Source organism: Nocardia brasiliensis, from assembly GCF_011801125.1.
Taxonomy (GTDB): domain Bacteria; phylum Actinomycetota; class Actinomycetes; order Mycobacteriales; family Mycobacteriaceae; genus Nocardia; species Nocardia brasiliensis_C.
The window spans coordinates 5,335,621-5,361,451 of sequence record NZ_CP046171.1; the positions used below are offsets into that span (position 1 = coordinate 5,335,621).

At 69.3% G+C, this 25,831-nt stretch carries 26 protein-coding genes; 13 read left to right on the forward strand and 13 right to left on the reverse strand.

All coding sequences use genetic code 11. The annotated features are described in order from the left end of the window. Positions 1-44: 44 nt before the first annotated feature. A complete protein-coding gene (locus F5X71_RS24090) occupies positions 45-893 on the forward strand; it encodes a hypothetical protein (RefSeq protein WP_167464078.1) in 849 nt (282 codons plus the stop codon). A gap of 29 nt (positions 894-922) precedes the next feature. Then, positions 923-1,327, forward strand: coding sequence for a hypothetical protein (locus tag F5X71_RS24095; protein WP_238815434.1), 405 nt, complete (start codon positions 923-925; stop codon positions 1,325-1,327). A 90-nt stretch (positions 1,328-1,417) separates the two neighbouring features. On the opposite strand, the gene F5X71_RS24100 is transcribed toward F5X71_RS24095, so the two are convergent. The 4 genes from F5X71_RS24100 to eat all read right to left on the reverse strand — a co-directional run bounded on the left by F5X71_RS24100 (position 1,418) and on the right by eat (position 5,941). Continuing rightward, entirely contained in the window at positions 1,418-1,747 is a 330-nt protein-coding gene (locus F5X71_RS24100) for a hypothetical protein (RefSeq protein ID WP_167464080.1), read from the reverse strand. A gap of 527 nt (positions 1,748-2,274) precedes the next feature. Beyond that, a complete protein-coding gene (eutC, locus tag F5X71_RS24105; RefSeq protein ID WP_167464081.1) occupies positions 2,275-3,126 on the reverse strand; it encodes an ethanolamine ammonia-lyase subunit EutC in 852 nt (283 codons plus the stop codon). Then, complete coding sequence (locus tag F5X71_RS24110) at positions 3,126-4,535, reverse strand: ethanolamine ammonia-lyase subunit EutB (RefSeq protein WP_167464082.1); 1,410 nt, start codon at positions 4,533-4,535, stop codon at positions 3,126-3,128. Before F5X71_RS24110 ends, eutC begins: the two co-directional genes overlap by 1 nt. Then, positions 4,532-5,941, reverse strand: coding sequence for an ethanolamine permease (gene eat / locus F5X71_RS24115; protein WP_167464083.1), 1,410 nt, complete (start codon positions 5,939-5,941; stop codon positions 4,532-4,534). Before eat ends, F5X71_RS24110 begins: the two co-directional genes overlap by 4 nt. Positions 5,942-6,112: 171 nt before the next feature. Here eat and F5X71_RS24120 point away from each other — a divergent pair, with 171 nt between their 5' ends. Further along, positions 6,113-6,871: a rhomboid family intramembrane serine protease gene (locus F5X71_RS24120; RefSeq protein ID WP_238815435.1), complete on the forward strand. Its 759-nt coding sequence runs from the start codon at positions 6,113-6,115 to the stop codon at positions 6,869-6,871. A 21-nt stretch (positions 6,872-6,892) separates the two neighbouring features. Here F5X71_RS24120 and F5X71_RS24125 read toward each other — a convergent pair whose 3' ends face one another. Both F5X71_RS24125 and F5X71_RS24130 read right to left on the reverse strand, forming a co-directional pair. Then, positions 6,893-8,077 (reverse strand): cation:proton antiporter, encoded by a 1,185-nt coding sequence (locus F5X71_RS24125; RefSeq protein WP_167464084.1) that lies wholly within the window; start codon positions 8,075-8,077, stop codon positions 6,893-6,895. 4 nt (positions 8,078-8,081) lie between these two features. Continuing rightward, positions 8,082-8,564 (reverse strand): cation:proton antiporter regulatory subunit, encoded by a 483-nt coding sequence (locus F5X71_RS24130; RefSeq protein ID WP_167464085.1) that lies wholly within the window; start codon positions 8,562-8,564, stop codon positions 8,082-8,084. A gap of 120 nt (positions 8,565-8,684) precedes the next feature. On the opposite strand from F5X71_RS24130, the gene F5X71_RS24135 reads away from it, so the two are divergent. Together F5X71_RS24135 and F5X71_RS24140 are read left to right on the forward strand one after the other, a co-directional pair. Beyond that, the gene (locus F5X71_RS24135; RefSeq protein WP_238815436.1) at positions 8,685-9,854 is read left to right on the forward strand and encodes a sensor histidine kinase; all 1,170 of its coding nucleotides are present in this window, start codon (positions 8,685-8,687) and stop codon (positions 9,852-9,854) included. Beyond that, a complete protein-coding gene (locus F5X71_RS24140) occupies positions 9,851-10,498 on the forward strand; it encodes a response regulator (RefSeq protein ID WP_167464087.1) in 648 nt (215 codons plus the stop codon). Before F5X71_RS24135 ends, F5X71_RS24140 begins: the two co-directional genes overlap by 4 nt. A 1-nt stretch (position 10,499) precedes the next feature. On the opposite strand, the gene F5X71_RS24145 is transcribed toward F5X71_RS24140, so the two are convergent. Continuing rightward, positions 10,500-10,859, reverse strand: a complete 360-nt coding sequence (locus tag F5X71_RS24145) for a DUF952 domain-containing protein (protein ID WP_167464088.1) — start codon at positions 10,857-10,859, stop codon at positions 10,500-10,502. Positions 10,860-11,131: 272 nt separating this feature from the next. Between F5X71_RS24145 and F5X71_RS37145 the strand changes: the two genes are divergently transcribed. Then, positions 11,132-11,326: a DUF7455 domain-containing protein gene (locus tag F5X71_RS37145; RefSeq protein WP_029903635.1), complete on the forward strand. Its 195-nt coding sequence runs from the start codon at positions 11,132-11,134 to the stop codon at positions 11,324-11,326. Positions 11,327-11,418: 92 nt separating this feature from the next. On the opposite strand, the gene F5X71_RS24155 is transcribed toward F5X71_RS37145, so the two are convergent. Further along, positions 11,419-12,174 (reverse strand): TetR/AcrR family transcriptional regulator, encoded by a 756-nt coding sequence (locus tag F5X71_RS24155; protein WP_174817127.1) that lies wholly within the window; start codon positions 12,172-12,174, stop codon positions 11,419-11,421. Positions 12,175-12,292: 118 nt separating this feature from the next. Here F5X71_RS24155 and F5X71_RS24165 point away from each other — a divergent pair, with 118 nt between their 5' ends. Then, the gene (locus F5X71_RS24165) at positions 12,293-14,239 is read left to right on the forward strand and encodes a DEAD/DEAH box helicase (protein WP_238815437.1); all 1,947 of its coding nucleotides are present in this window, start codon (positions 12,293-12,295) and stop codon (positions 14,237-14,239) included. Then, on the forward strand, positions 14,239-14,799 hold the full coding sequence (locus F5X71_RS24170; protein WP_167464089.1) for a hypothetical protein: 561 nt from the start codon (positions 14,239-14,241) through the stop codon (positions 14,797-14,799). The genes F5X71_RS24165 and F5X71_RS24170 overlap by 1 nt, the downstream gene beginning before the upstream one ends. Positions 14,800-15,593: 794 nt before the next feature. Here F5X71_RS24170 and F5X71_RS24175 read toward each other — a convergent pair. Beyond that, complete coding sequence (locus F5X71_RS24175; RefSeq protein WP_167464090.1) at positions 15,594-16,163, reverse strand: class I SAM-dependent methyltransferase; 570 nt, start codon at positions 16,161-16,163, stop codon at positions 15,594-15,596. A 55-nt stretch (positions 16,164-16,218) separates the two neighbouring features. Here F5X71_RS24175 and F5X71_RS24180 point away from each other — a divergent pair, with 55 nt between their 5' ends. Continuing rightward, on the forward strand, positions 16,219-16,986 hold the full coding sequence (locus tag F5X71_RS24180; protein ID WP_203218206.1) for an AraC family transcriptional regulator: 768 nt from the start codon (positions 16,219-16,221) through the stop codon (positions 16,984-16,986). Between the two features lie 229 nt (positions 16,987-17,215). Here the strand turns inward: F5X71_RS24180 and F5X71_RS24185 are convergent, their stop codons facing one another. Beyond that, positions 17,216-17,956 carry an SDR family NAD(P)-dependent oxidoreductase gene (locus F5X71_RS24185; protein WP_167464091.1) on the reverse strand — a complete coding sequence of 247 codons (741 nt, stop codon included), beginning with the start codon at positions 17,954-17,956 and terminating at the stop codon, positions 17,216-17,218. A gap of 106 nt (positions 17,957-18,062) precedes the next feature. Between F5X71_RS24185 and F5X71_RS24190 the strand changes: the two genes are divergently transcribed. Continuing rightward, positions 18,063-18,683, forward strand: a complete 621-nt coding sequence (locus F5X71_RS24190) for a TetR/AcrR family transcriptional regulator (RefSeq protein WP_167464092.1) — start codon at positions 18,063-18,065, stop codon at positions 18,681-18,683. Positions 18,684-18,909: 226 nt separating this feature from the next. Here the strand turns inward: F5X71_RS24190 and F5X71_RS24195 are convergent, their stop codons facing one another. After that, complete coding sequence (locus F5X71_RS24195) at positions 18,910-20,598, reverse strand: DEAD/DEAH box helicase (RefSeq protein WP_167466690.1); 1,689 nt, start codon at positions 20,596-20,598, stop codon at positions 18,910-18,912. 512 nt (positions 20,599-21,110) lie between these two features. Here F5X71_RS24195 and F5X71_RS24200 point away from each other — a divergent pair. Next, positions 21,111-22,268: a YihY/virulence factor BrkB family protein gene (locus F5X71_RS24200; protein WP_238815438.1), complete on the forward strand. Its 1,158-nt coding sequence runs from the start codon at positions 21,111-21,113 to the stop codon at positions 22,266-22,268. A gap of 724 nt (positions 22,269-22,992) precedes the next feature. On the opposite strand, the gene F5X71_RS24205 is transcribed toward F5X71_RS24200, so the two are convergent. After that, on the reverse strand, positions 22,993-23,238 hold the full coding sequence (locus F5X71_RS24205) for a DUF3039 domain-containing protein (protein ID WP_428981391.1): 246 nt from the start codon (positions 23,236-23,238) through the stop codon (positions 22,993-22,995). 199 nt (positions 23,239-23,437) lie between these two features. Here F5X71_RS24205 and F5X71_RS24210 point away from each other — a divergent pair, with 199 nt between their 5' ends. Beyond that, on the forward strand, positions 23,438-23,791 hold the full coding sequence (locus F5X71_RS24210; protein WP_167466691.1) for a DUF3099 domain-containing protein: 354 nt from the start codon (positions 23,438-23,440) through the stop codon (positions 23,789-23,791). Between the two features lie 36 nt (positions 23,792-23,827). Here the strand turns inward: F5X71_RS24210 and F5X71_RS24215 are convergent, their stop codons facing one another. Next, positions 23,828-24,922 carry an MFS transporter gene (locus tag F5X71_RS24215; protein ID WP_167464094.1) on the reverse strand — a complete coding sequence of 365 codons (1,095 nt, stop codon included), beginning with the start codon at positions 24,920-24,922 and terminating at the stop codon, positions 23,828-23,830. 150 nt (positions 24,923-25,072) lie between these two features. On the opposite strand from F5X71_RS24215, the gene F5X71_RS24220 reads away from it, so the two are divergent. After that, entirely contained in the window at positions 25,073-25,819 is a 747-nt protein-coding gene (locus tag F5X71_RS24220) for a VOC family protein (protein WP_167464095.1), read from the forward strand. Positions 25,820-25,831: the final 12 nt, after the last annotated feature.

A 25,831-nucleotide genomic window follows, 5' to 3' on the forward strand; every position in this document is an offset into this window, starting at 1 on the left:
TTCGGTTCTCTCCCGTCGAAAGACATACCGATACCAGGTGGTTCGTGACCGCGTCCGACCTTTTCACCAGTACCCGGCTGCCCATCCTCGGCCGTGCCGCCACGCAACAGGTGGTACGGGAACTGACCGCACCGGCTGCCGACCCGCGCACCGGATCCCTGCGGGTGACCGGCGACCCCGGCGGCACCTTCGAGGTGATCCGCGGCCGGGTCGCCGATGTGCGATCGCCCGGCGCTCCAGGGGTGCCGGAACTACTGACCCGCCCGGGACGCCGCGACATCGGTGACGCCGAATTGCGTGCCGTCACCATGCTCGCCGCCGTCGACGGCGCCTTCGCGATCGCCGCCGGGTGGATCGAACGCTGCAGCTGGGACCGCGGTGACGACGACATGCCCGGCGACGGCGCCCATCTGGAACCCGACTGGCTGCTCACCGAGACCGAACGGCGACTGTGCGCGCTGAGCCATGGCCGGGTCTCGCCGCATCGAAACCGATTGCTGCCCACCGCGCTCGGCACGAGCCTGCGCGCCGAGGGCGCGAGCGGACTGCGCCAGGAGATCCTGCGGCAGGTCAACGGTGAGCGCAGCTGCCGCGACATCGCGTTCCTGTTGTGCCGCAGCCTGTATGCCGTCAGCGTCGAGGTCTCCCGCATGCTGGCCGAGGACCTCCTGGTGGTGCCGCCACCGCGGCACGACGCGAGCGGGCCGAACCCGGCACCGCGCAGCGGCATGAAGGCACTACCGCGACGGCGCCGCGGCGCCAGCGGGATCAACGACATGTTGCCGCCCCGCGCACCGCAGGCCGTGCACCCTGCCACGCCCCGGCGCGGCACCGCTACCTCAGACGTGACCGTCCACAAGCCGCCGAAAGCGGAATCAGAAGGGAAACAATGAATATCACCGGTGGGGTAAACCCGGCTAGCATGACCGATCGGGTCGCGGCGCTGGTCAAGACACTCCGCGACGAAGTGCCGGAATGCCTGGCTTCCGGCGCCATCGACATGTCCACCGGCATGCTCCTGGCGGTGCAGACGATCGACACGCACCCGGCGGAGGTACTCGACCTACTCGCGGCGGCGACCCTGGAGCTGTTCCAGGGCCGCAATGTCGTGATGATCGAGAACATCTGGAAGGAACGCCGCGGTGTCCGCACCGAACGGCACTACTTCCAGGAGATCCTGGTGAACAGCGACAATCTGACCCACCTGTTCGTCCGCACCGAGAGCCGCGAAGACGTCGTCATCGTCGTCGTCTGCCGCAAGAGCGTCAACGTCGGCATGCTGTTCGCGCAGACCCGGCGGGTGCTGAAAGACGCGGGCCCGCTCTGACGGTCGCAGCGCGGGTGCGGACCGTCCGCACCCGCGCTGCCCACGACCACCGTCCGGCACACACCGGCTCCGGTCGCGGTCGTGCGCGATTCACTTCATACAGGTCTTCTGGTTGTAGTCGACGATGCGCTGGGCGACCGAACCGATATCGGCCTGCAGGGGTGCGGGGTCGGGGGCGGTGGATTTCATGAGCCTTTCTTGCGAGTCCGCGAGTTCGTGCCAATCGCTTTCGATATCCGGCGGTGCCAGCTCGGCGATCTTGCGCATCTTGGGCACGGTCTCCGAATTCGCGGTGTTGGGCACATAGCTACCGCTGCCGAGATCTTTCAGGGCGTCGCAATAGGCCTGATCGGACCTCTCGTCGCCACAGCCCGCGAGAATTCCTGCGCCCAAAGCGAATACCATCGTGAAAGCTTTCATTCGGGTCATTTTCAGTTCTCCAACTCATGCTTGATACGCCGCATCTGCGCGGTGGCGACGCCGAGGGCTTCTTGTTCGGTGGTCGGCACGGCAGCGGCTCACTCGCCGAGGCCTGAATCGGTGCCGTCCGAGGTGATCGTCGAGGATCTTTTCGGGAAGCGCGGCCGCCAACCCGCCCACGCAGGCGATCATCCCGACCCGAGCGCCCGCGCCGAACGCCCCGCATAACCATCCGATGTCCCTCGCAATCGATGAAGCACCAAGAGGCGCAACCGAACTGCGCAGACTAGCACGGCAATCGACCGCCCCGTCCGTTGTCCGAGCCGGAGACTACGCACAGCGACAATCGTGCGACACAGCGTGTTTCGCCCTCGAGAAGGTGCGAAGACCTCGCACGCGCCGGAGATGTGAACTCGCGAACCTATGTTCGGAGGTCCCGCACCGGGCGCCTGATTCGTGGGGCGTGGCGGGCCGAGAGATCTCGACGCTGCCCACTCCCCTCATCTGATGAGCGGGCAGCGTCGGGATCAGTCGAGGGCGATGACCTCGGTGACCGGGAGGGCGTCCGCGCGGGAGGTGTCCTTCAGGTCCACGCCGGAGCGGCCGAGGCGGTGGGCGCCGGAGACCAAGCCGGCCACCACTTTCGCGGCGTGGGTGTAGCTGAGGCCTTCCGGGGGATGGATGTTGGAGACACAGTTGCGGTCGGCGTCGGTGCGGCCGGGGTGCGGAAGGTGAGTGAGGTAGATGCCGAGGCTGTCGGCCACCGAGAGCCCGGGACGTTCACCGATCAGCACGATCACGGTGCGGACACCCAGTGCCGCGGCGATGTGGTCGCCCAGGGCGACCCGAGCCTGCGTCGCGATCACCGGCGGCGCGAGCGAATAGTGCGGCGCCAGTTCGGCTTCGAGCGCGGCCAAGGTGGGGACACCGTGGTCGGCGAGCGCCCGCGGAGACAGCCCGTCCGCGAGCACGAACCCGATATCCGCCCCACAGCGCGGGACAGCAGCCGGGGGCAAAGCCGCACTCGTCGCCGCGCCGCGCCGCTCAGCGACGGACGAGCGGACCGGCTGTGCATCGCCTTCGGCGGGTACTCGGCCGAGGTCCGGTCGGCGCAGGTATTCCGCGCGATCCCGGGCCGAACTGCGGACGTGCACGGGCTCACCAAGGCCCAGCGCGGCGACACGTTCGCTCAGGTCCGCGACGTCCAACGGCATGTGCACGGCGTCGCGCGCGGCCGCATGCGCCGCACGGAATTCGAGCACCCGTGCGGTGGGCAACGCGTCACCGGCGCGCCCGAGCCCGATCCTGGACTGCGTGCTGCGCCGCAACTCCTGCCAGAACTGTTGCTCCGAGGCGATTTCCAGGTGTCGGCGCGCCATCACGCACCCGCCAGCGCGCGCAACGGCGAGGTGAGGGGCGCGACCGGCAAGACCCGGCCCGCCTGGTCGATCATGCCGAGCCCGGCCAGCCAGGATTCGAATTCGGGTGCGGGGCGCAGGTTCAGGACGCGGCGGGCGTAGAGGGCGTCGTGGAAGCTGAGGCTCTGGTAGCCGAGCATGACATCGTCTGCGCCGGGTACCGCGATGACGAACGCGCACCCGGCGGCGCCGAGCAGGGTGAGCAAGGTGTCCATGTCGTCCTGGTCGGCTTCGGCGTGGTTGGTGTAGCAGACGTCCACACCCATCGGGAGGCCGAGCAGCTTGCCGCAGAAGTGGTCCTCGAGCCCGGCGCGGATGATCTGTTTTCCGTCGTAGAGGTATTCGGGGCCGATGAAGCCGACGACGGTGTTGACCAGCAACGGCTCCAGGTCGCGGGCGACGGCGTAGGCGCGGGCCTCGAGCGTCTGCTGATCGACCGGTTTGCCGCCGGTGCCCAGATGCGCGCCCGCCGAAAGTGCCGATCCCTGACCGGTTTCCAGGTACATGACGTTGTCACCGACCGTGCCGCGGCGCAGCGAACGGCCCGCCTCGTTGCCCTCGCGCAGCAGCGACAGCGTCACACCGAAGCCCGCGTTGGCGCCCTCGGTGCCCGCGATCGACTGGAATACCAGGTCGACCGGCGCGCCCGCCTCGATCAACCCGATCGTCGTCGTCACGTGCGAGAGCACACAGGACTGGGTCGGGATGGCGAAGCGGGTGCGCACCTCGTCCAGCAGGCTGAGCAGGTCCGCGGTCGCCCGCGGCGAATCGGTGGCCGGATTGACGCCGATCACCGCGTCACCGCAGCCGAGCAGCAGACCGTCGAGGGTGGCGGCGGCGATGCCGCGCGGATCGTCGGTGGGATGGTTCGGCTGCAACCGGGTGGCCAGCGTGCCGGGCAATCCGACGGTGGTGCGAAAGCCCGCGGTCACCTCGCAGGCCCGCGCCACCGCGATGAGGTCCTGATTGCGCATGATCTTGCTGACCGCAGCCACCATCTCCGGCGTCAGCCCCGGCGCGAGCGCCCGCAGGACGGCGGCCGCGCCGGGCTCCGCCGCGACGGCGAGCAGCCAGTCCCGCAGGCCGCCGACGGTCAGTGCCGAAACCGCTTGGAAGGCAACACGATCGTGACCGTCGATGATCAGCCGGGTGACCTCGTCGGTCTCGTAGGGCACAACGAGCTCGTCGAGAAACCGGGTCAGCGGCACGTCCGCGAGCGCCCACTGGGCCGCGGCCCGCTCCGCGTCCGAGCTCGCCGCGCAGCCGGCCAGTTCGTCTCCGCTGCGTTGCGGCGTTGCCTTGGCGAGCAATTCGACCAAGCCGTCGAAGCTGTAGCTGGTGCCGCCGAGGTGCTGGGTGTAGCGGGTCATGCGCGATCCGCCTCGGCGAGCACCGCGAACTCCTCGTCCGGCGAACCGGCGACCAGCCGGTGCCTGCTGTACAAGCCGAAGTACGCCATGCAGGCGCAGAACGCGGCGAGGGTCCACGCCGCCGCGACCGGATCGACCAGGAACGTGGCGAGCACCGCGGCACAGGCGATCACGAGCGCGAACGCGGTGGTGTACACGCCGCCGGGAGTGCGGTAGTGGCGCGGCATCTGCGGCTCTCGCACGCGTAACACGATGTGGCTGACCATCATCAGCACGTAGCTGAGCGCCGCGCCGAACACGGCCATGTTCAGCAGCATCGCCCCTTTACCGGTCAGCGACAGCGCGAAGCCGAGCACGCCGGGCACGATCAACGCCAGCACCGGCGCCTTGCGCGCGTTGGTCACCGAGAGCCGAGTCGGCAGGTAACCCGCCCGCGACAGCGCGAAGGTCTGCCGCGAGTACGCGTAGACGATCGAGAAGAAGCTGGCCACCAGCCCCGCCAGGCCGATGTAGTTCACCACCTTGGCCGCGCCGCTGTCGCCCAGCGCCTCGACCAGCGGATTGCCCGACACCGAAATGGCTTGCGCGCCAATCGCTCCAGTGGCCAGGAACAGCACGACCGCGGCGGTGACGAGCAGCACGACCATCGCGCTGATGATGCCGCGCGGCACGGTGCGCTCCGGTTCCCGCGCCTCCTCGGCAGCCAGCGGAACCCCTTCCACGGCAAGGAAGAACCAGATCGCGAACGGCACCGCGGCCCAGATCCCGAACACGCCGAACGACAGGAACTCCGAGCTGCCCAGCGCGTCGGGGTCGGCCGGGATATCGGTCAGATTGCCCACCTCGAACCGCCCCCACGCCGAGACCGCGAACACCGCCAGCCCGGCCAGCGCGATCCCGGTGATCACGAACATCGCCTTGAGCGCCTCCCCCGCTCCGGTCAGATGCACCCCGATGAACAGCGCGTACACCGCGAGATAGACCCACCAGCCGTCGGTGAGACCGAACAGGTGCAGCGACTCGACGTAGCCGCCGATGAAGGTGGCGATGGCGGCGGGCGCGATCGCGTACTCCAGCAGAATCGCTGTGCCGGTGGCGAATCCGCCCCACGGACCGAGCGCGCGCCGGGCGAAGGTGTAGCCGCCGCCCGCCGCGGGCAACGCCGAGGACAGCTCGGCCATGCCGAGCACCATGGCCAGATACATACCGGCGATCAGCACGGTCGCGATGAGCAACCCACCGAAACCGCCTTCGGCGAGGCCGTTGTTCCAGCCCGCGTAATCACCGGAGATCACATAGCTGACACCGAGCCCGGCGAGCAGCACCCAGCCCGCCGAGCCCGAGCGCAGTGTGCGCTTGGCCAGATAGTCCGAGCTCGGGGTGACCTTCGTGTCCTCGATCGTCATAGACGCAGCGCACTCCTCATCCACATACCGTTGGTCGGTGGACCAATTCTTCGGAGCGAATGTTGCCCGGGTGTGAAACGAGGTTACGGACGCCGCCTCGCCGCGGGTGACTCAGCGCACACGCCGGGCGGGTCGCGTGCCTGCGCCATCGCGACACGGCACACTTGGCTCGTGGTTGCCTCCCCGGTCCAGTTCCGGTCACCCTGGACTCAGACCATCGACCTCGGGACCGAGCTGCGCACCGCATGGCAGTGGCTGCGCGCACCGGCCCTGGCGCGCCGTGCGCTGCCCGCGATCCGGACCCATCTCGGCGCGGCCCCGGCCAGCACCGCCTACGCCTTCACGCTGTTCGTCACCTGGTGGACGTTGCGCGGGGTGGGCGACTCGGTGGAGCGCAGGCTGATCTTCTCGGCCTCGACCAATCTCTACAACATGCGCCACAACCCGGTGCAGGTGCTGGTCGCCTCGGCGTTCTGGACCGAGGGCGGGTTTCCCTGGACCACCATCGTCAGCTTCCTGGTGGTGATGGCCTACGCCGAACGCTGGCTCGGCACCGGCCGCTGGATCGTGCTGTTCGCCACCGGGCACATCGGCGCGACGCTGCTCACCGTCACCGGCATCTCGCTCGCCATCGACCACGACATCATCCCGTTGAAGGTGGCGGTCGCCGCGGATGTCGGTACCAGCTACGGCTTTTCGGCAGTGCTGGCGGCGATGGCCTACCGGTTCCGCGGGCCGGTCCGGCTGCTGTGGGCGGGCACGCTCACCGTCGTGCTGGTGGCGGCGCTGTGGATCGGGCCGACCTTCACCGACTACGGCCACCTGTGCGGCGCGGTGATCGGCTTCGTCGTGGGCGGCCTCGCGACGGCGCTCGCCCGCTGGCTGCGACGCCGCTCGGCGGCACGGCAGGAAGTCGGTGCCGGTCGGTGACCGAGCGGCCGCCGGTGCCGCTCAGCGACTGAGCGCGGGCCGCCGGGACCGCCGCAGCGCCCAGCCGAGCACCGGTTCGACCACCCGCGCCGCGATCGGCCCGAGAATCGCCATCAGCAACACGTAGGTCGAGGCGAGCGCGGCGAGCTGACCGTCGATGCCGCCGACGGTCACCGCCAGACCGGCGATGACGATGGAGAACTCCCCGCGCGCGACCAGCGCCGCGCCGGTCCGCGCGCGACCCATCCGCCCGATGCCCTGCCTGCTCGCCGCCCACCAGCCGGTACCGATCTTGGTCAGCATGGTGACCAGGGCCAGGCCGATCGCCCAGCCGAGCACCGGCGGGATCTGCGTCGGATCGGTGGTGAGCCCGAACGCCACGAAGAAAATCGCCGCGAACAGATCACGCAGCGGCTCCAGCAGTTTCGCGGCCTCGTGCGCGGTCGAACCGGAGATGGCGATGCCGAGCAGGAACGCCCCCACCGCTGCGGACACGTTCAGCGCGGAGGCGACACCGGCCACCAGCAGCGCCGCGCCGAGCAGCTTGAGCAGGAACACCTCGCGGTCGTTGCTGTCCACGATGGCCGAGACATACCGGCCGTAGCGCAGCGCCACCACGAGCACCACCGTGATCGCGGTCAGCGCGATGGCCAGCGAGGTCAGTCCGCCGACGAAGCTCAGCCCGGCCAGGATGGTGGTGAGAATCGGCAGATACACCGCCATCGCCAGATCCTCGAACACCAGGATCGACAGGATCACCGGCGTCTCCCGGTTACCGAGCCGCCCGAGATCGTCGAGCACCTTCGCCACGATGCCCGACGACGAGATGTAGGTGACCCCGCCCATGGTGACGGCGCCGATCGGTCCCCAGCCCAGGATCAACGCCACCAGCACGCCCGGTGTCGCGTTCGCGACGATGTCGAGCAGACCGGCCGCCCACGAACGGCGCAGGCCGGTCATCAATTCCGGTGCGGTGTATTCCAGACCGAGCAGCAGCAACAGCAGCACGACGCCGATTTCGCCTGCCACATGGCCGAATTCGTTGGCGGCGTCGAGTTCGATCAAACCGCCCTGACCGAACGCGAGACCGCCGAGCAGATACAGCGGGATCGGCGACATCCCGAAGCGACCCGCCAGCCGCCCGGCAACGCCGAGGGCGAACAGGATCGCTCCGAGCTCGATCAAGGCGAGCGCGGACTCGGTCACGGGCTCAGCCGTGGGTCAAGATCTTCGCGGCCGCGTCGAGGCCTTCCGGGGTGCCGACCACCACGAGCAGATCGCCCGCGGTGAAGGTGAAATCCGGTCCGGGCGAAGGGTGCAACTGCCCGGCGCGCATCACCGCGACGATCGACACCTTCGTGCGGGTGCGCATCGACGTCTCGCCGAGGGTGCGTCCCGCGTAGGGGGACCCGTCCGCGATCGCCAGCTGTCTGGTGGTGATGCCCGGCAGATCGCTGTGTTCCTCGTTCAACTCGGCCACGAGCTGCGGCGCACCGAGCAGATTGGCCAGTACCGCGGCCTCGTCGGTGTTCAGCGGAATCTGCGCCGCACAGGCGTCGGGGTCGTCGAGTTTCGAGACGATCAGATCGATGTCGCCGTCTCGATGTGCGACCACGCCGATCCGGCGGCCCGACCGCACCTCGAAGTCTTTTCGGACTCCGATTCCGGGGAGCGCAGTGACGTCGACATTCACACACTCCAGGGTAGACCGATGTCGTGTCGAGCCGACTAGCCGGTCATCACTTCGGTGGATGGCGCCTGGTCAGAGCTGTGCTGAGATGGGAGCGTGCGGCAATGGTCGGAGATTCCGGGGATGGCGCGCGACGCACTGGGCGCGCTGCTGGTGTTCGCCGCGTGCACGGCGCTGTACGCCTCGGGTCTGTATTCCTTGATCGATCTGGGGCGCGGAGTCTCTGTACCGGTCCGGCTCGCGGTCCTGGCTCCGCTGTGCCTGCTGACGACGGCGCGGCGCCGAATGCCGGTGCCCGCCATGATCGTCGGGCTGATCCCGCTGGGGATCGATCTCTGGTTCGGCGCCTCGGTGCCGGTGTGGCTGATCTACGGCGACCTGATGTACGCGGCGGTGCTCTACGCCACCAAGCGCACCTCGCGCTGGGTGATCATCGGCTGGGCGACGTTCTCCCTCGTGCTGGTGCTGACCACGGCCGTCGTCGCGCACGATCTGCGTGATGTCTCGCTGGCCGTGCTCGTGGTGGCCGCCTTTATCGCCACGCCGCTGTGGTGGGCCAATTCCGTACGCACGCACAAGGATGTCGCCGCGGCCGAACGGGCCCGCGCGCAGGCGCTGACCCTGGTGGCCGAGTTGGACCGCCGCGCGGCGATCGCCGACGAACGCACCACCATGGCCCGCGACCTGCACGACGTGATCGCCGGGCACCTCTCGGCCATCGCGATCCAGTCCGAGGCGGCGCTCGGCGTGCTGGCCCGCAAGCAGGCCGACCCCGCCGTCAGCGGGATCATGCAGTCCATCCGCACCAACAGCGTCAGCGCCCTGCAGGAGATGCGCACCATGATCGGGCTGCTGCGCAGCGACGGCGAGGGCCACGACGAGGTGGCGGCGCCGCGCCGGCTCGCGCAGCTGCCGATCCTGGTCGACGCCGCCCGCGCGGCCGGGGTCGCGGTCCGGGTGCGCGAACGCCTCGACGACACGCAACTGCCGAGCGCGGTCGACCAGGCCGCGTACCGGATCATCCAGGAGGCTTTGACCAACGCCATGAAACACGCACCGGGACAAGGGGTCGACATCGAGGTGAGTGCACACGAGGAACAGCTGCGGGTGCGGGTGCGCAACCCGATTCCGGCGGTCACGGTGCGCCCCACCGACCACGGCGAGCCGCACCGCGGCCTGATCAACATGCGCGAGCGCGCCGCCGCGCTGGGCGGCAGCTTCACCGCCGCGACGAACGCGGGCACCTGGGAAGTACTGGCGAGCCTGCCGATTTCGACCGCGAGCAGCTCATGACGATCCGGGTGCTGATCGCCGACGACCACGCCGCCATCCGCGCGGGACTGCGGATGATCCTGGACGCCGAGGACGATATCGAGGTGGTCGGCGAGGCGGCCGACGGCGATGTCGCGGTGTCGCAGGCCAAGGCCCTGCGCCCGCACGTGGTGCTGATGGACGTGCGCATGCCGGGGGTGGACGGCATCACCGCGACCGAGCGGGTCACCGCCGACGGACTGGCCAAGGTGCTGATCCTGACCACGTTCGACCTGGACGAGTACGTTTTCCGGACGCTGCGTGCGGGCGCGTCGGGGTTCGTGCTCAAGTCGTCGTCGGGGCAGGCGCTCATCGACGCCGTTCGCACGGTGGCCGCGGGCGACGGCGTGCTCGCCCCCGAGGTGACCAGGGCGGTGATCTCGGCGTTCGCCGCGACGAACACCGATGCCGCCCAACCGGAACCGGCCGGGCTCGCCGAACTCACCGAGCGCGAGCGCGAGGTGCTCGACTGTCTCGGCGACGGGCTGTCCAACGCACAGATCGCGGGCAAGCTGTTCATCGGCGAGACCACGGTGAAGACGCACGTGTCCCGGGTGCTGACGAAACTCGGTGTGCGGTCGCGGGTTCAGGCCGCCATCGTGGCGCGCGAGGCCCGCGAGCGCTAGCTCACTTGGCCAGCGGCTCGAACACGCCGTCGGGACCGGGCCGGAACTCCTCGACCGCGACGACCGCGCCGGTCGGCAGCGGACCGTAGAGGTGCGGGAAGAGCATCGAGGCCGGATCGGTCGGCACGCCGGGCTCCCACTTCACCGGCGCACCGAGACGGGCCGGATCGAGCCGGAGCAGCACCAGGTCGCGCCGCCCGGCGAAGAGCCGGTTGGCGGGCAGATGCGCCTGCTCGGGCGCGGACAGATGGATGAACCCCACCTCATCGAGCGACGGCGCCCGGTATTCACCGGTTTGCCGGGCCGAAAGCCACTCCGCCAAAGTGCATATGTGAACAAGCGTGTGAGTGTCATGGGTCACGGGTAATCTCCCGGTAGACAACTGGATCGGCCTGTTCGAGGTGGTGACCACACTGAGTTCGAAGCGTGACCTGGAATGTTCGCCCGTAGCGAAATCCCTGGTCGTGTTATCGAAAACACACCGAATCACTCACGGGAACAAAGCCCCCGTCCCGAACGTCTGACAGAGTAGTCATACCACTGCTGGGAAGTAGCGGTAGCGAGCCCGCGGAGTGACCACGGGCCCCACACCAGGCAAACGGTCTGTGAACCGGGAGCCAGGACGGAGGAGTCATGCCAGGAACCCTGACTAGCACCCCACTGACCGCGGTCGATCGTTGCGACCGCTGCGGGGCGGCAGCTCGAGTGCGCGCCGTTCTGCCCGCAGGTGGCGAGTTGCTCTTCTGCCAGCACCACGCGAACGAACACATGGATCGACTGCGTGAGTTGGAAGCCGTGATCGACACGGAGTCCGCTCCCGCGCTCTGATCAACTCCTCGCGTCCTGAGATAACAACATCCGACAACAGAACACCGTTCGGCCCGAGCGGGCGATCCACGGATCGCCCGCTCTCGGTCTGTTCAGGGGGTGGTCGCGGCGGGCAGTATCCCGTCCAGCAGACGATCGAGGCCGTACTCGAACGCGCCGTCCGGGTCGCCGGGCGCCTCGTACAGCTCGCCGACCACCGAGCCCACCCGCGACGCCAACGGAAACGCCGCGGGCGACATCGCACCCGAGAGCAGCGGGCCGTGCACCTCCCACCACTGCGCGTCGGTCATCACCCGGCTCTCCCGCCGCGCGGCGACCGCCATCCTGGCGTTGCCCGTCGCGAACTCGGTCAGCACCGCGATCACCCGATCCAGTTCCACCTCGGACAGGCCGAGGCCATCGATCGCGGCCAGCTGCCGCTCGAAACGACGCATTCGTCCCGGACCGAGCACCAGCCGCCACGGCGGCACCTCCAGCAGCCAGGGATGCGCGAGCAGCTCCGCGCGCACCTGGCGGGCGATCGTAGCCATCCGCGCACGCGGCGTCAGCGTGGCGGGGATCGGCGCGTCCTCGTCGGCGACCGCGTCCGCCATCAGCACCGCGAGCGCGTCCTTGCTCGGCACGTAGGTGTAGAGACTCATCGGCCGCAGGCCCAGTTCCGCGGCGACCGCCCGAATGGACACCTTGGCGTACCCGTCGCGGTCGGCCAGCGCGATCGCGGCCCGGACCACGGCGTCGACACTGACCGTCTGCTTCGGCCCGCGGCCGCCGGGGCGCGGCGGGACCTCGTGCCGCCACAGCAGCGCGATCAGCTGTTTCGCCTGCTCGACGGTGGTTTCGTCGGCCACAGAACTCCTCGGAACAAACTCGGCACCCGGTACGTTGTTCAGATACTTCGTACACCATACGTCGAATAAGGGGTTCGTTCTGCGCAGCACACAGGCCACCTATCTACCCGACCGGCACATGTTCGCCCTGTGGACATGGACCGGTCAGCACACCGGCCCCGCACCCGAGATCGGCGACCGCGAATCGGTCCCGCTCGCGGTACCGGTCGGCCCGGACGGGGCGATCGAGATCATCGAGGTCGATTGCGCACTGCGCGACCCGCGATCCTTCGCCGGGGCGGACATCGAGGACCCGGGGGAATCGGTACGTGCCTGGCAGGCGGTATTGCTTGCCGAGAGCACGGACGACGCTGCGATACGCGATGTTTCGGCGCGGACGGCAGGTCAGGGCGGTGACATGCGCGATGCCCGGGTCGCCGCGGACTCCGGCGCGGTCGATGTCGCGGGATCGCGCGACAAGGCGACTGCCTCAGCACAGGCTCCGCTAGCTCTGCCGAATCCTGATCCGGCGGACGGGGAGTCGCTGCTCGACAGCGCGGAACTGATTCGATTGCGGGCGGGCACGTTGCCCGTCGCGGCGCACGCGGTGCCGGACGCGGTGGGCACGTCGGTGGTCACCGCTGCGCGGTCGATGCGGATTCTGTATGAAACGCGGGCGGCGGCAGCGGAATTGGCGGTGGCGCTGAAGGCCGAGCTGCGGCCGTATCAGGTGCGCGGGGTCAGTTGGTTGCGGGAGACCGTCGCGGCGCACGGCGGGGCGGTGCTCGCCGACGAGATGGGACTCGGCAAGACCCTGCAGACCATCGGCTTCCTGCACGGACGCGCTGACACGGGGCCACAGCTGGTGGTCTGCCCTACCTCCCTGGTGGGCAACTGGGCGCACGAGATCGACCGGTTCGCACCGGGATTGCGCGCCACGGTGTGGCGCGGCGGCGAGCTCACGGCCGAGGCGGGCACGGTGGTGGTCGCCGGGTACCCCACCCTGCGACTACACGAACATCTGCTGAGCGAGCAGCGCTGGGCGACAACGGTTTTCGACGAGGCGCAGGCGCTCAAGAACCCGCGCACCCAACTCGCCAAGGCGGCGCGGACGCTCGACGCCGAGGTCCGCGTCGCGCTGACCGGCACGCCGGTGGAAAACCATCTCGAAGAGCTCTGGGCATTACTGAACCTGGTGGCGCCCAGACTGTTCGGGCACCGCACCCAGTTCCGGCGCCGGTTCGTCCGGCCGATCCAGGAGGGCTCCGCCGACGTCGCGGCCCGGCTGCGCGACGCCATCGAACCCGTCGTGCTCGCACGGAAGAAGGCCCAGGTCGCCGCCTCGTTGCCGGCCAAGATCCACACTGATCTGCTCTGCGACCTCACCACCGAGCAGGAGAGCCTCTACGACCGGCTGCTGAATCGCGCCATCGACGACGGTTTCGGCTCCGGTGCCCAGCGGCAGAGCCGGGTGCTCGCGGCATTGACCGCGCTCAAACAGGTCTGCAACCATCCCGGCCTGGTCAACGGCGAGCTCACCGAGCTGGCGGGCCGCTCCGGCAAGCTCGACCTGTGCGCCGACATCGTCGCCAACAACCTCGAACTCGGCGCTCCCACCTTGATTTTCACCCAGTATCGGCAGACCGGCGAGCTGCTCGTGCGCCACCTCGCCGAACAGTTCGCGATCACCACGCCCTTCTTCCACGGCGGATTGAACCAGGCCGAGCGGGCCGCGATCGTCGACGGCTTCCAGGCCGCGGACGGACCACCGGTGCTCGTGCTCAGCTTGCGCGCCGCGGGCACCGGGCTCACCCTGACCCGCGCCGCCGACGTCATCCACTTCGACCGCTGGTGGAACCCGGCCGTCGAGGCCCAGGCCTCGGACCGGGCCCATCGCATCGGCCAGACCCGCACGGTCACCGTCACCACGCTGACCTCGACCACCACCGTCGAAGAGCACATCGCCAAGATGCACGACCGCAAGTCCGCGCTCTCCGATCTCGGCGACTCCGCAGGCATCGCCGCGCTGGCGCGCCTCGACGACGACCAGCTGATCGAAATCCTGCGCCGGAAGCGAGGAAACTGATGCCGGACAACGACTTCGGCTACACCCTGTGGGGCAGGGACTGGGTGCGCCTCGCCGAACCGCTGCGCCAGACCCGACCCGACCCGCTGCTCCCCCGCGCCCGTAGCATCGCCCGCCACCAGAGCATCCAGACCACCATCGAGGGCCGCGTCGTGCGCGCCACCCTGCACCGCGGCAGCGAGGCCTCGGCGCTGCACCTGGAGGTGGTGCCGCTGCCGCGCGCCGCGGTGACCGCCATCAACGCGGTCATCCCGGACACCACCGTGCTCACCGACGACATGCACCGCGCCGCGACGGCCGCGGGTCTCACCGTCGCGCCGGTCCTCGCGGGCACGGACTGCTCGTGCAAGGCCCGCTCCGCCCGCTGCCTGCACATCCTCGTCCTCTACTACGACATAGCGCGCCGAGTCGACGAAAACCCACGCCTCGCACTGGAACTCCAGGGCTACTTCCAAGCCACCCCGGAGCAGAACACACCCGACCCCGTGGAAGCCCCCCGCTGGACACCGATCAACACCCTCGACCCAACGACCTACTTCACCACCCCCGCAGTGCGTTGAGCGAGGACTTCGCCCGAGTCGGGCTTCCGATGCACTGGCCCCTGCTCGCAGCAGCCGAGCAGATTCCTACACGGGATCCACTCGTGCGTTCAGGCGGGCGCTCTGCGTAAAGATCCGCCATGCTCGCTCGGGCGGGCCTCCTGCGCAACGGTTCTGCACAACGCCGATCGGGCAACGTCCGCGCGAGGCCCCAACCGATGCGATCAGGCGGGCGCTCTGCACGCGGGCGCTCTGCACGCGGGCGCTCTGCACGCGGACGCTCTGCACGCGGACGCTCTGCACGCGGACGCTCTGCACAAGGAATTCCACGAGCACTCGAGCGGGACTCCTGTGCAAGGTTCAGCACAACGCGATCAGGCAACGCCCGCACGGAACTCAACCGGTGCGACCAGACGGGCGCCTTGCCCGGGGCCTTGGATCGGCGCGGTCAGACGGACGCCCGCGCAGGGATCCGCGAGGTCGATCGAGCGGGCTTCACGCGCAAGGCACTGTTTCGTGCGATCATGCAGCTGCCCGGGGCCGGGCTCGATCGGCGAACGATCCGCGTCGGGCTTGCCTGATCCACCGCGCGGAGCCGACCGGTCGCGCCCTTCGCGTGTGGGTTCGGCAGGCCCGATGTGGTCCCGGGGCGCGGACAGCGGAGTGGCGGCGAAGCGTAGGTGACCGAGGTGCGCACGCCGGCACCCCTCGGTTCGCGGCGTGCGCACCTCTCCTGAGTGCCCGATCTCACTGCCCGCGTGGCGGATCGGCTCGGATCGGGTCCGCCGACGGGCGTCCGAACAGTGTCGGGGCACTCAGGCGGGGCGGCGGGCACGGAAGCGGAAGCTGCCCTGCCCGATCTCGATCGCTACATCGGTGAAGCCGAGGCGGGTCAGCCGCTCTTCGGCGTGTTCGGGTGGCACCGGCACGCAGGTGTCGCCCAGGTGGACGAGCCGGAACAGCCAACCGTCCAGGCCGTCGCTGCCCGCGAACACCCCGCCGGGGCGCAACACCCGCAGTGCGTCGGCGAATACCTGGTCCTGCCGCACCGCGGTCGGCACGTGATGCAGCATGGTGAAGCAGACGACGGAGTCGAATTGCTCCGCGGCGAAAGGCATTTCGGCGCCGTCACCCTGCACCACGGTCATCGCTGAACCGTGCCGGGTGCGCAACCGCGCGGCCAGGGCCGGGTCGATCTCCACCCCGGTGAGCGCGCTCGTACGGGCGCGCAACGCGGTCACGTTCGCGCCGTAGCCCGGCCCGATCTCGAGCGCGTTCTCGCCGAGGTCGAGGCCCTGCAGTGCCCACGGCACGATCTTCGTCGCACTGGTTCGTTCCCATCGCGCCGAACTGCACAGCGCCCGATGGAGCAGGTTCATCGCCATGCTCACGAGGCTAGAAGCGGACAGCGCCGACCACTACAGGCTACGGTGACAAATTGTGTCGCAGAACGGACATCCTCGCTTTCACCCGGTACCACCGGGCCCGACGGCGATGGTGTTCGGCGCCGGGGTGCTGCCCGCCGGGTTCTGGTTCGAGACACACGAGCATCCGCAGCACCAGATCGCCTGGGCCGCACGCGGCGTCATCGCCGTCGAGGTGGGCCAGGCCCGATGGGTGTTGCCGGCGACCAGGGCGCTGTGGATCCCCGGCGGCACCAGGCACCGCACCGGCACCGCGGACGGCGCCGAGATGCGCGGCATCTACCTCGAGCCCGCCCGCTGCCCGGTCACCTTCGCCGCGCCGACCATGCTCCGCGTCACCCGGCTGCTGCACGAGCTGTTCGACCACCTCACCGCGCCGGACACCGCCGCCGCACAGCGCGAGCGGGCCGAGGCGGTGATCTTCGACCTACTGCGCCCCGTCGACGTGATCCCGGTCGGCGCCCAGCCACCGACCGACCCGCGCGCCGCGCAGGTGGCCGCCGCATTGACCCGCGACCCCGCCGACGATCGGACCCTCGAAGCATTCGCCGCCGAGGTCGCCACCAGCCCGCGCACCCTGGCCCGCCTGTTCGTGTCCGAAACCGGAATCACCTTCGGCCACTGGCGCACCCAGGTCCGCCTCGCCGCCTCCCTCCCCCTACTGGCGGCGGGTCTGCCGATCACGCGCATCGCCAGCCGCGTCGGCTACGCCACCCCCAGCGCCTACGTAGCCGCCTTCCGCCGCGCCGTCGGCGTCTCCCCCGGCCGCTACTTCAGCGGCTGAGCACGACCCGCCCCCGAATCCGCATCTCCGCCCACGGTTACGCACACTGGTCCGCCGCCGACGGACCAGCCTGCCCCGCAACACACTTCGCGCGTGGATGCGCCGCCGACGGCCGAGTGCCGGTATGCGATGCGCACGTTGGTCTCACCGTCGACGGGTTCGCAACGCCCCCAGGGGGCTTCGCACGCTGTTGCCACCGTCGACGGTTCCGAGCGCGCCGGTACGCCGATCACGCGTTGGTGCCGCCGTCGACGGTGAAGATCGCGCCGGTGACGCTGCGTCCGCTGTCACCGGCGAGGAACGCGACCATCGCCGCCATGTCCGCGGGATCGGCGAAACGCCCCAGCGCGGACAGCTGGACCTGCTGGTCGTAGTGCCCGCCGTCGACCGGATTCATATCTGTCACAGTCGATCCCGGCTGGAGCAGGTTGACCGTGATGCCGCGCGGGCCGAGCTCACGCGCGAGCGCCTTGGTGAATCCGTTCAGCGCCGACTTGCTCAGGTTGTACAGCGAGAGACCACCGAACGGCGCGTGCTCGGACAGGTTGGTGCCGACGCTGATGATCCGCCCGCCGTCGCTCATGTGCGCCACCGCGGCCTGCGCGCCGACGAACGCGGCGCGCGCGTGGATGTGCAGCGCGCGATCGACTTCCTCGATGGTGAACTCCTCGAACGGTTTCGCGGGGAAGATGCCCGCGTTGTTCACCAGGATGTCCAGCCGGCCGAGGTCGCTCGCGGCCTGATGCACCACGCGCACCACCGCCTCGGCGTCGGCACTGTCCGCGCGGAACGCGACCGCCCGGCCGCCGACCGATTCAATCTCCGCGACAACGGCTTTCGCCTCCACGTCGCGGTTCTGGTAGGTGATGGCCACAGCCGCCCCGTCGGCAGCCAGCTTGCGCGCGATCGCCGCCCCGATACCGCGGCTGCCGCCCGTCACCAGTGCCGCCTTGCCCGTGAGACCCGACATCGGCCTTCCTCCAATTTATGTGTCGATCAGTACATAAATAGCTAAGCGCATGGGCCGCTTCCGCGTCAAGGGGTATATTTAGTGATCAATACAGAAAGGAGCCGAGATGGCCGAACGGGGACGACCGCGCGCCTTCGACCGCACGGACGCGCTGCGCCGCGCCATGGAGGTGTTCTGGGAGCACGGCTACGAGGGCTCGTCGATGAGCGATCTCACCACCGCGATGGGCATCAACTCACCGAGCCTGTACGCGGCCTTCGGCGGCAAGGAGTCGCTGTTCCGGCAGGCCGTCGGCCTCTACGGACAGACCCACGGCGGGTACACCGAACGGGCCCTGCGCGAGGAACCTACCGCGCGTGCCGCCATCGAGGCGATGTTGCGCGACAACGCGGCCGCCTACACCGTCGAGGACAAACCGCACGGCTGCATGGTGGTGCTCGCGGGCTCGACGTACACCACCCGCAGCACGACCGTCCGCGACTTCCTCGTCGAAAAGCGCAGGGAGACAACCGAAGATATCCGCGCGCGACTGGATCGCGGTGTGGCCGAAGGCGATCTGCCCGCCGAGACGGACACCGAGGAGCTCGCGAACTTCTACACCACGGTGCTGTACGGCCTTTCGGTCCAGGCCCGCGACGGAGTACCGCTGAAAAGCCTTACCCTGTCCATCGATCGCGCGATGGCGGCGTGGCCACAGGCGCCCGCCGGTATCGCGAGCGAGCCGTAGCGACACCCGTCATCGCACCGCGCGCACCCCATCGCACCGCGCGCACATCCGACCGCGCTAGATCCAACGCAGCGAGGCCGTGCGTCACGTCCGACCGCATGCCACATCCGGCGTGCGCCACATCCGGCGTGCGCCACATCCGGCCGCGCGCCACATCCGACCGCGCGCCACATCCGACCGCGCGCCACATCCGACGCAGCGCGGCCGCACCACCTCCGACCGTGCGTTACATCCGGCGCAGCGCGGCGATGCGTTCTTCCAGCTGGTCGGCGGAGGCCAAAGCCGTTGGCGGCCCGCCGCATTCGCGGCGCAGCTCGCCGTGGATCACGCCGTGCGGCTTGTTCGTGCGGTGGTGGTGCATCGCGACCAGGCTGTTGAGTTCGCGCCGCAACTCACCCAGTCGATCCGCGGTGGCGACCCGTTCGGACGCGCTCGCGACCTGTGGGCCGGGCGCGGGGGTGAAGGCGGGCTCGGCACGGTCGGCGATCTGCTTGGACTGGCGCTCACGCAGCAGCGCGCGCATCTGATCGGCGTCGAGCAGACCGGGGATGCCGAGGTAATCGGCTTCCTCGTCGCTACCCGCGAAAGTCGCTGTGCCGAAAGAGGATCCGTCGTAGATCACCTGATCGAGCTCGGCGTCGGCCGCCAGCGCGACGAAGGACTTCTCCTCCTCGCCCGGCTCGTCCTGCTGCTTGTTCGCCTCGATCAGCAGCTCGTCTTCCAGGCCGTCCTTCTCCCGGTGCGGCTTGCCGATGACGTGGTCGCGCTGCAATTCCAGCTGCGCGGCCAGGTCGAGCAGCACCGGCACCGACGGCAGGAACACGCTCGCGGTCTCACCGGGCCGTCGGGCACGCACGAACCGGCCGATCGCCTGCGCGAAATACAGCGGGGTGGAGGCGCTGGTCGCGTACACCCCGACGGCCAAGCGCGGCACGTCGACGCCCTCGGACACCATGCGCACCGCGACCATCCACGGATCCTGGCTGGCCGCGAACTCACCGATGCGATCCGAGGAGGACGGATCGTCGGAGAGCACCAGCGCCGGCTTGCTGCCCGAAATGTGTTCGAGCAGTTCGGCGTAGTCGCGGGCGCGCTCCTGGTCGGTGGCGATCACCAGGCCACCCGCGTCTGGCATACCGGTGTTGCGCAGTTGCCGCAGGCGCATGTCGGCGGCGCGCAGCACGGCGGAGATCCAGTCGCCCGCCGGATCCAGCGCGGTACGCCAGGCCCGCGCGGTCTGCTCGGCGTTCAGCGGCTCCCCGAGGCGGGCGGTGTGCTCCTCGCCCGCGCTGTCGCGCCAGTGCGCGTCGCCCGAGTAGGCGAGGAACACCACGGGCCGCACGACGCCGTCGGCCAGCGCCTCGGAGTAGCCGTAGGCGTGGTCGGCGCGCGAGCGCGGGAAGCCGGCCTCGTCGGGTTCGTAGGTGATGAACGGGATCTGGCTGTCGTCGCTGCGGAACGGGGTTCCGGTGAGCGCGAGCCTGCGGGTGGCGTCGCCGAACGCCTCCGCGGTCGCCTCGCCCCAGCTCTTCGCGTCGCCCGCGTGGTGGATCTCGTCGAGAATCACCAGTGTCCTGCGGTTTTCGGTGCGCACCCGGTGCCGCGACGGATGCGAGGCGACCTGCGCGTAGGTGACGACCACACCGTGATAGTCGCCGGAGGTGCCGCCCGCGGCATTGGAGAATCGCGAGTCCAGCGCGATGCCTGCGCGGGCCGCGGACTGGGCCCACTGGTGTTTGAGGTGCTCGGTGGGCGCGACCACGGTGATCTGATCGACGGTGCGGTCGGCCAGCAATTCGGCCGCGACCCGCAGCGCGAAGGTGGTCTTACCCGCGCCCGGCGTCGCCACCGCGAGGAAGTCGCGCGGCTTGGACGCCAGATACTTCGTCAATGCCCGCCGCTGCCACGCGCGCAGCGACCCGCCACTCGATGTACCGGAGCTGTTCGGTCTGCCCGAGGCCTCGGGTGATCCCGAATCGCCCGGTGTCTCCGCTTGTCCCGCCACAGCGGCGCCACCCGACCCAGTCACGCACTCGACCCTACTGGCCCGGCACGGCGTGTTGCCAAACCGACGCGGCCTGCGCGATAGGCGTCACATGTTCACCAGCGGACACGCCCGAAATACATGTTTCCCACGACACCGCGCCCCGGAAACGCGGTAGGGATTCGCCACCGCGTGCCGGTGCCGACGTGCCTTTGCGGAACTTCCCCGCACCCATCCCAGCGGCGCCCACGCGTCCAACGCGGGAACGCATGCCACCGGCCCGAGTGGTGCACGGCCTGTGCACGAGCGATCCAGTGCCCGCTCAGGCAGACCATCCACGCGCCTTCGCGGTAACTCGACCACGACATCAGGGGCGCATCGCGAGGCGCGCGGGTCGGAGTGGGGCGCGGCGGAGTGGGAGCATGCGCGATGCTGTAGTCACAATGTCCGAGAACAACGCCTTGCCGAGCGAACCGCCGCGCTCCGGCTCACCGTCGCTCAGCGCGGGGTTCGCCGCGCGCGAGCTGACCTCGACGCAGCGTGCGATCGTGGGCGCCAGGCGTGCGCGCAGGCAGGTCACCCGGCTCGTCGTGCGGGTCGCGGTGAAGGCGTGGGACGACTCGATCTTCGCCAAGTCGGCGGCCGCGGCGTTCTGGCAGACCCTGTCGCTGGCGCCGCTGCTGCTCGGCGTGCTCGGCAGCCTCGGCTACGTCGGCGGGTGGTTCGGGCCCGACACGGTGCAGATCGTCGAGTCCAAGATCATCTCGTTCAGCCGGGACCTGTTCAGCTCCACCGTGGTCTCGGATCTCATCGAGCCGACCGTGCAGGACGTGCTCGGGCGCGGGCGCGGCGCGGTGGTGTCGGTCGGTTTCGTGCTGTCGCTGTGGGCCGGGTCGTCGGCGATGGCCACCTTCGTCGACGCGATCGTGGAGGCGCACGACCAGCAGGACGCGCGGCACCCGGTGTGGCAGCGCATCTTCGCGCTGCTGCTGTACGTGTTGTTCCTGGTGGCGTCGGTGTTCATCCTGCCGCTGGTCGCGCTGGGGCCGACGCTGATCGGGCGGGTGCTGCCCGCGGCGTGGCGGGCGACCGGCCTGCGCCTGCTGGACTTCTTCTACTACCCCGGCGTCGGGCTGCTGCTGATCGTCGGCCTGACCACCCTGTACAAGCTGGCCCTGCACACCTCGCTGCCGTGGCATCGACTGTTCAACGGCGCCTTGGTCGCCGGCGTGTTCTTCATGACCGCGAGCGAGGGACTGCGGCGGTACCTGTCGTGGGTCACCGAAACCGGCGTCACCTACGGCGCGCTCGCCACCCCGATCGCCTTCCTGCTGTTCACCTATTTCCTCGGTTTCGCGGTGATCCTCGGCGCCGAATTCAACGCCGCCGTCCAAGAATTCTGGCCCGCCCGCGCCACCCGCATGGAGCAGGTCAAGGAATGGATCGCCAACCAGTGGAACAGCGACGCCGAACCCGACGACCCAAAACCCACCACCGAACCGAATCCGCATACCGCGGAACCGAACCCGCACACCGCAGAACCGAACCCGCACACCGCCGAGAAGCCTGACCCCGTCGAAAGGGAAACGAAGACCGCCTAGCGCCGGCGCACATCATTGGCCGACCTCTCGGGATCGGCCAGGCCGACGACTAACCCCCAGCACCCGGGTTGCGACGTGTCGACTACCAGCCTCGCAACATCGACAGCTCGGATTCGACCGTGCCGACGACAGCTCGTGATTCGGCAAGGCCGACAGTCAGCCCGCGACATCGTCATCCCCGGTTCGGCCGGATCGACAACCAGCACCACAACCCGACAGCTCGAGATTCGACGATGCGCCCACAGCATCAACATCTCGGATTCAGCCGCGTCGAGAACCTGCCCGCAGCAGCGCGGAATTCGCGGCCGGATCGACCTCGATGCTGACCCGCCAGGGTGTCGACGCCCACCTGCGGGTTCTCCCCGCCCCGCGGTTAAGGCGATCGCGTCCACGCCACCCAGATCGACCAGGTAGGCGCCGAGATGGACGACGTCTCGGGTTCGGCCAGATCGACGACCAGCGCACGCTACCTACAACGGGACCGCACTTCGATACCGGCCGGGTGACATCTCCATCAGCACCCGCGCGCAGAATCGGTGCGCTGGGTCCTCAGGCCCCCGCTGTGAGCACGCACGGGACCTGGACAGGCGATCACCAGGTAATGGTGGCGGTGGGCTCTCGGGCGATGCCGCCACCATTACCTGGTGATCAATTGACCAGGGCGACATGACCGGGTGCGACGGCCGACGCGAGCGCGTCAGCCGAGGCGGGGGAACGGCTGGGGTCAGTCGCCCTTCTTCAGCCCGTCGTAGACCTTCTTGCAGTCGGGGCAGACCGGGGAACCGGGCTTGGGCGAGCGCGTCACCGGGAAGACCTCACCGCACAGCGCGACGACATGGGTGCCCATGACGGCGCTCTCGGCGATCTTGTCCTTCTTCACGTAGTGGAAGAACTTCGGGGTGTCGTCGCTCGTCGACTCGTCGGTGGTCGTATCCGGGCGAACCATCGTGTCACTACTCACGCACTCCATGATGCCGCATGACGAGTTCGGCACCCAAGAGGACATCGGCGGCGGCGACACGCGGCCGATCCCGCGGCGTGCCCGCTTCGAGCGGTATTCGTCCGGCTGACCACTGTGTGTGCGGTCGAGCCCGGACAGTGGAAGACTCGACGGTATGCAGCAGCACGGCGACTCCTCCGACGCCGACGACATCGGTCCCGATGTCACGATGCCCTCGGGCACCCCGCGCAAGGCCGGGTACTTCCCCGGCAGCGACGCCAAACACCCGGTGCTGATCACCGAGGCGCAGCCGTCGCTGGAGGACCAGCACCGCGCCAGGGTTCGCCGCTACACGATCATCATGGCGTTCCGCATCCCGTGTCTGGTGATCGCCGCGATCGTCTACAGCTCGTTCCACAGCGCGCTGCTCGCGATCCTGGTCATCGCGGTGTCCATCCCACTGCCCTGGATCGCCGTCCTCATCGCCAACGATCGCCCCCCGCGCCGCAAAGACGAGCCCAGCCGCTGGGACCGCCCCCGCACCGCCATCGAGTCCCGCCCGCACAACGCCATCGACAGCTGACCGGACACACCGCCCCTCTGACCGAAGAGGTAGCGATCACGCTGCGGCGGTGGGTGGTTCGACCTGACGGCTCACGACGGCGGACATGAGCGCGGCTACGGCGCAGAGCGCACCGGCCAGATACCAGGCCAGGTCGTAGTCGCCGTGCAGGTCGCGCAGCACGCCCGCACCGGTCGCGGCGACGGCCGATCCGATCTGGTGCGCGGCGAAGACCCAGCCGAAAGCGACGGGACCGTCGGCGCCGAACAGTTCCCGGCAGAGCAGCACCGTCGGCGGCACGGTGGCGACCCAGTCCAATCCGTAGAAGATGATGAACACCCACAGGCTCGGCTGGGTGTGCGCGCCCAGCAGCGAGGGCAGGATCAGCAGCGACGCGCCGCGCAGCACGTAGTAGCCGACCAGCAGGTAGCGCGGGTCGATCCGATCGGTCAGCCAGCCGGAGAAGATCGTGCCCGCCACATCGAAGACGCCGACGACCGCCAGCAGGCTCGCCGCGGCCGTCGGCGGCATCCCGTGATCGTGGGCCGCGCTGACGAAGTGGGTGCCGACGAGCCCGTTGGTCGACGCGCCACACACCGCGAATCCGCCTGCCAGCAACCAGAATCCGGGCCGGCGCGCGATGGCGCGCAGCACGTCGAGCGCCCGCGACGCGCCCGCACCGGTCGGCGTGCGCACGCCGACGTCGCTGCCTTCTTCGGCCCCGTAGGCGGTGACGCCGAGATCGCTCGGGAAGTCCCGGATGAACAGCAGCACCAGCGGCACCACGGCCAGCGCCGTACCGGCCACCAGCAGCGAGGGCACCCGCCAGCCGTGCGCGTGCGCCAGCATCGACACCAGCGGGAGAAAGACCAGCTGACCGGTCGCGCCCGCCGCCGTGAGCACCCCGGTGACCAGGCCGCGCTGTCGCACGAACCAGCGCCCCGTGATGGTCGCGACGAACGGCATCGACATCGAGCCCACCCCGATACCGACCAGCAGACCCCAGGTGAGCACCAGCTGCCACGCCTCGGTCATGAATACGGTGAGCCCACTGCCCGCCGCGACCAGCACCAGCGCGCACGCGACCACCCACGCCGGATGCCACCGCCTGCGCTGGATCGAGGCGGTCGGTAGGGTCTGGAGCTCGGTCATCCGCTGAGCGTGCCGCAATTCCACGCACGCAACGAGTGGCAGGAAAGCCACAAAACACCGATATCGTGCCACTGCCGACGACACGCCAATGTCCTCGACACCAGGTGTCGCTTTCCCTAAGGTGTCCCGGGGAACAAGACAGGAGAGAACATGATTCGGTGGGTCTGGGCCTTCCTCGACCGCCCCGCACAACGTTTCGACGACTGCGCCAAGTTCTGGTCCACGATCACCGGCACCGAACTCTCCGCCCGCCGCGGCGAGCACGACGAATTCCTCACGCTGCTACCCGATCCCGCGCTCTTCGCCGCCGCTGGCGTGAAGATGCAAGCCGTCACCGGTCTCGGTGGCGTGCATCTCGACTTCGATGTCGACGACATCCCCACCGCGGTGCGCACCGCACTCGACCTCGGTGCCGAGCTGGTCGCGAACCACCCCGACTACGCGGTGCTGCGCTCCCCCGGCGGCCAGGCCTTCTGCCTGACCCCGAGCGGTCGCGCCACCAGCACCCCGGCCCCGCCCGTGACCGCCCCCGACGGCACCCTCAGCCGCCTCGACCAGGTGTGCCTCGACATCGGCCCCGCCGCGCACGCGGTCGAGACCGAGTTCTGGAAGTCGTTGACCGGCTGGACCTTTCAGCAAGGCAGGTTGCCGGAATTCGCTCGGCTTCGCCCCGAACAACAGCTGCCCGTCCAGCTGCTGCTGCAACGCCTCGGCGAAGACCGCGCCACCAGCGCGCACATCGACCTGTCCTCCAACGACATCGAGGCCACCGCCGCCTGGCACGAAACCCTAGGCGCCACGGTCGTGCACCGCTTCGACCACTGGATCGTGCTGACCGACCCCGCCGACGCCACCTACTGCGTCACCGCCCGCAACCCGAGCACCGGCCTCCTCTGAACCACAACCCAT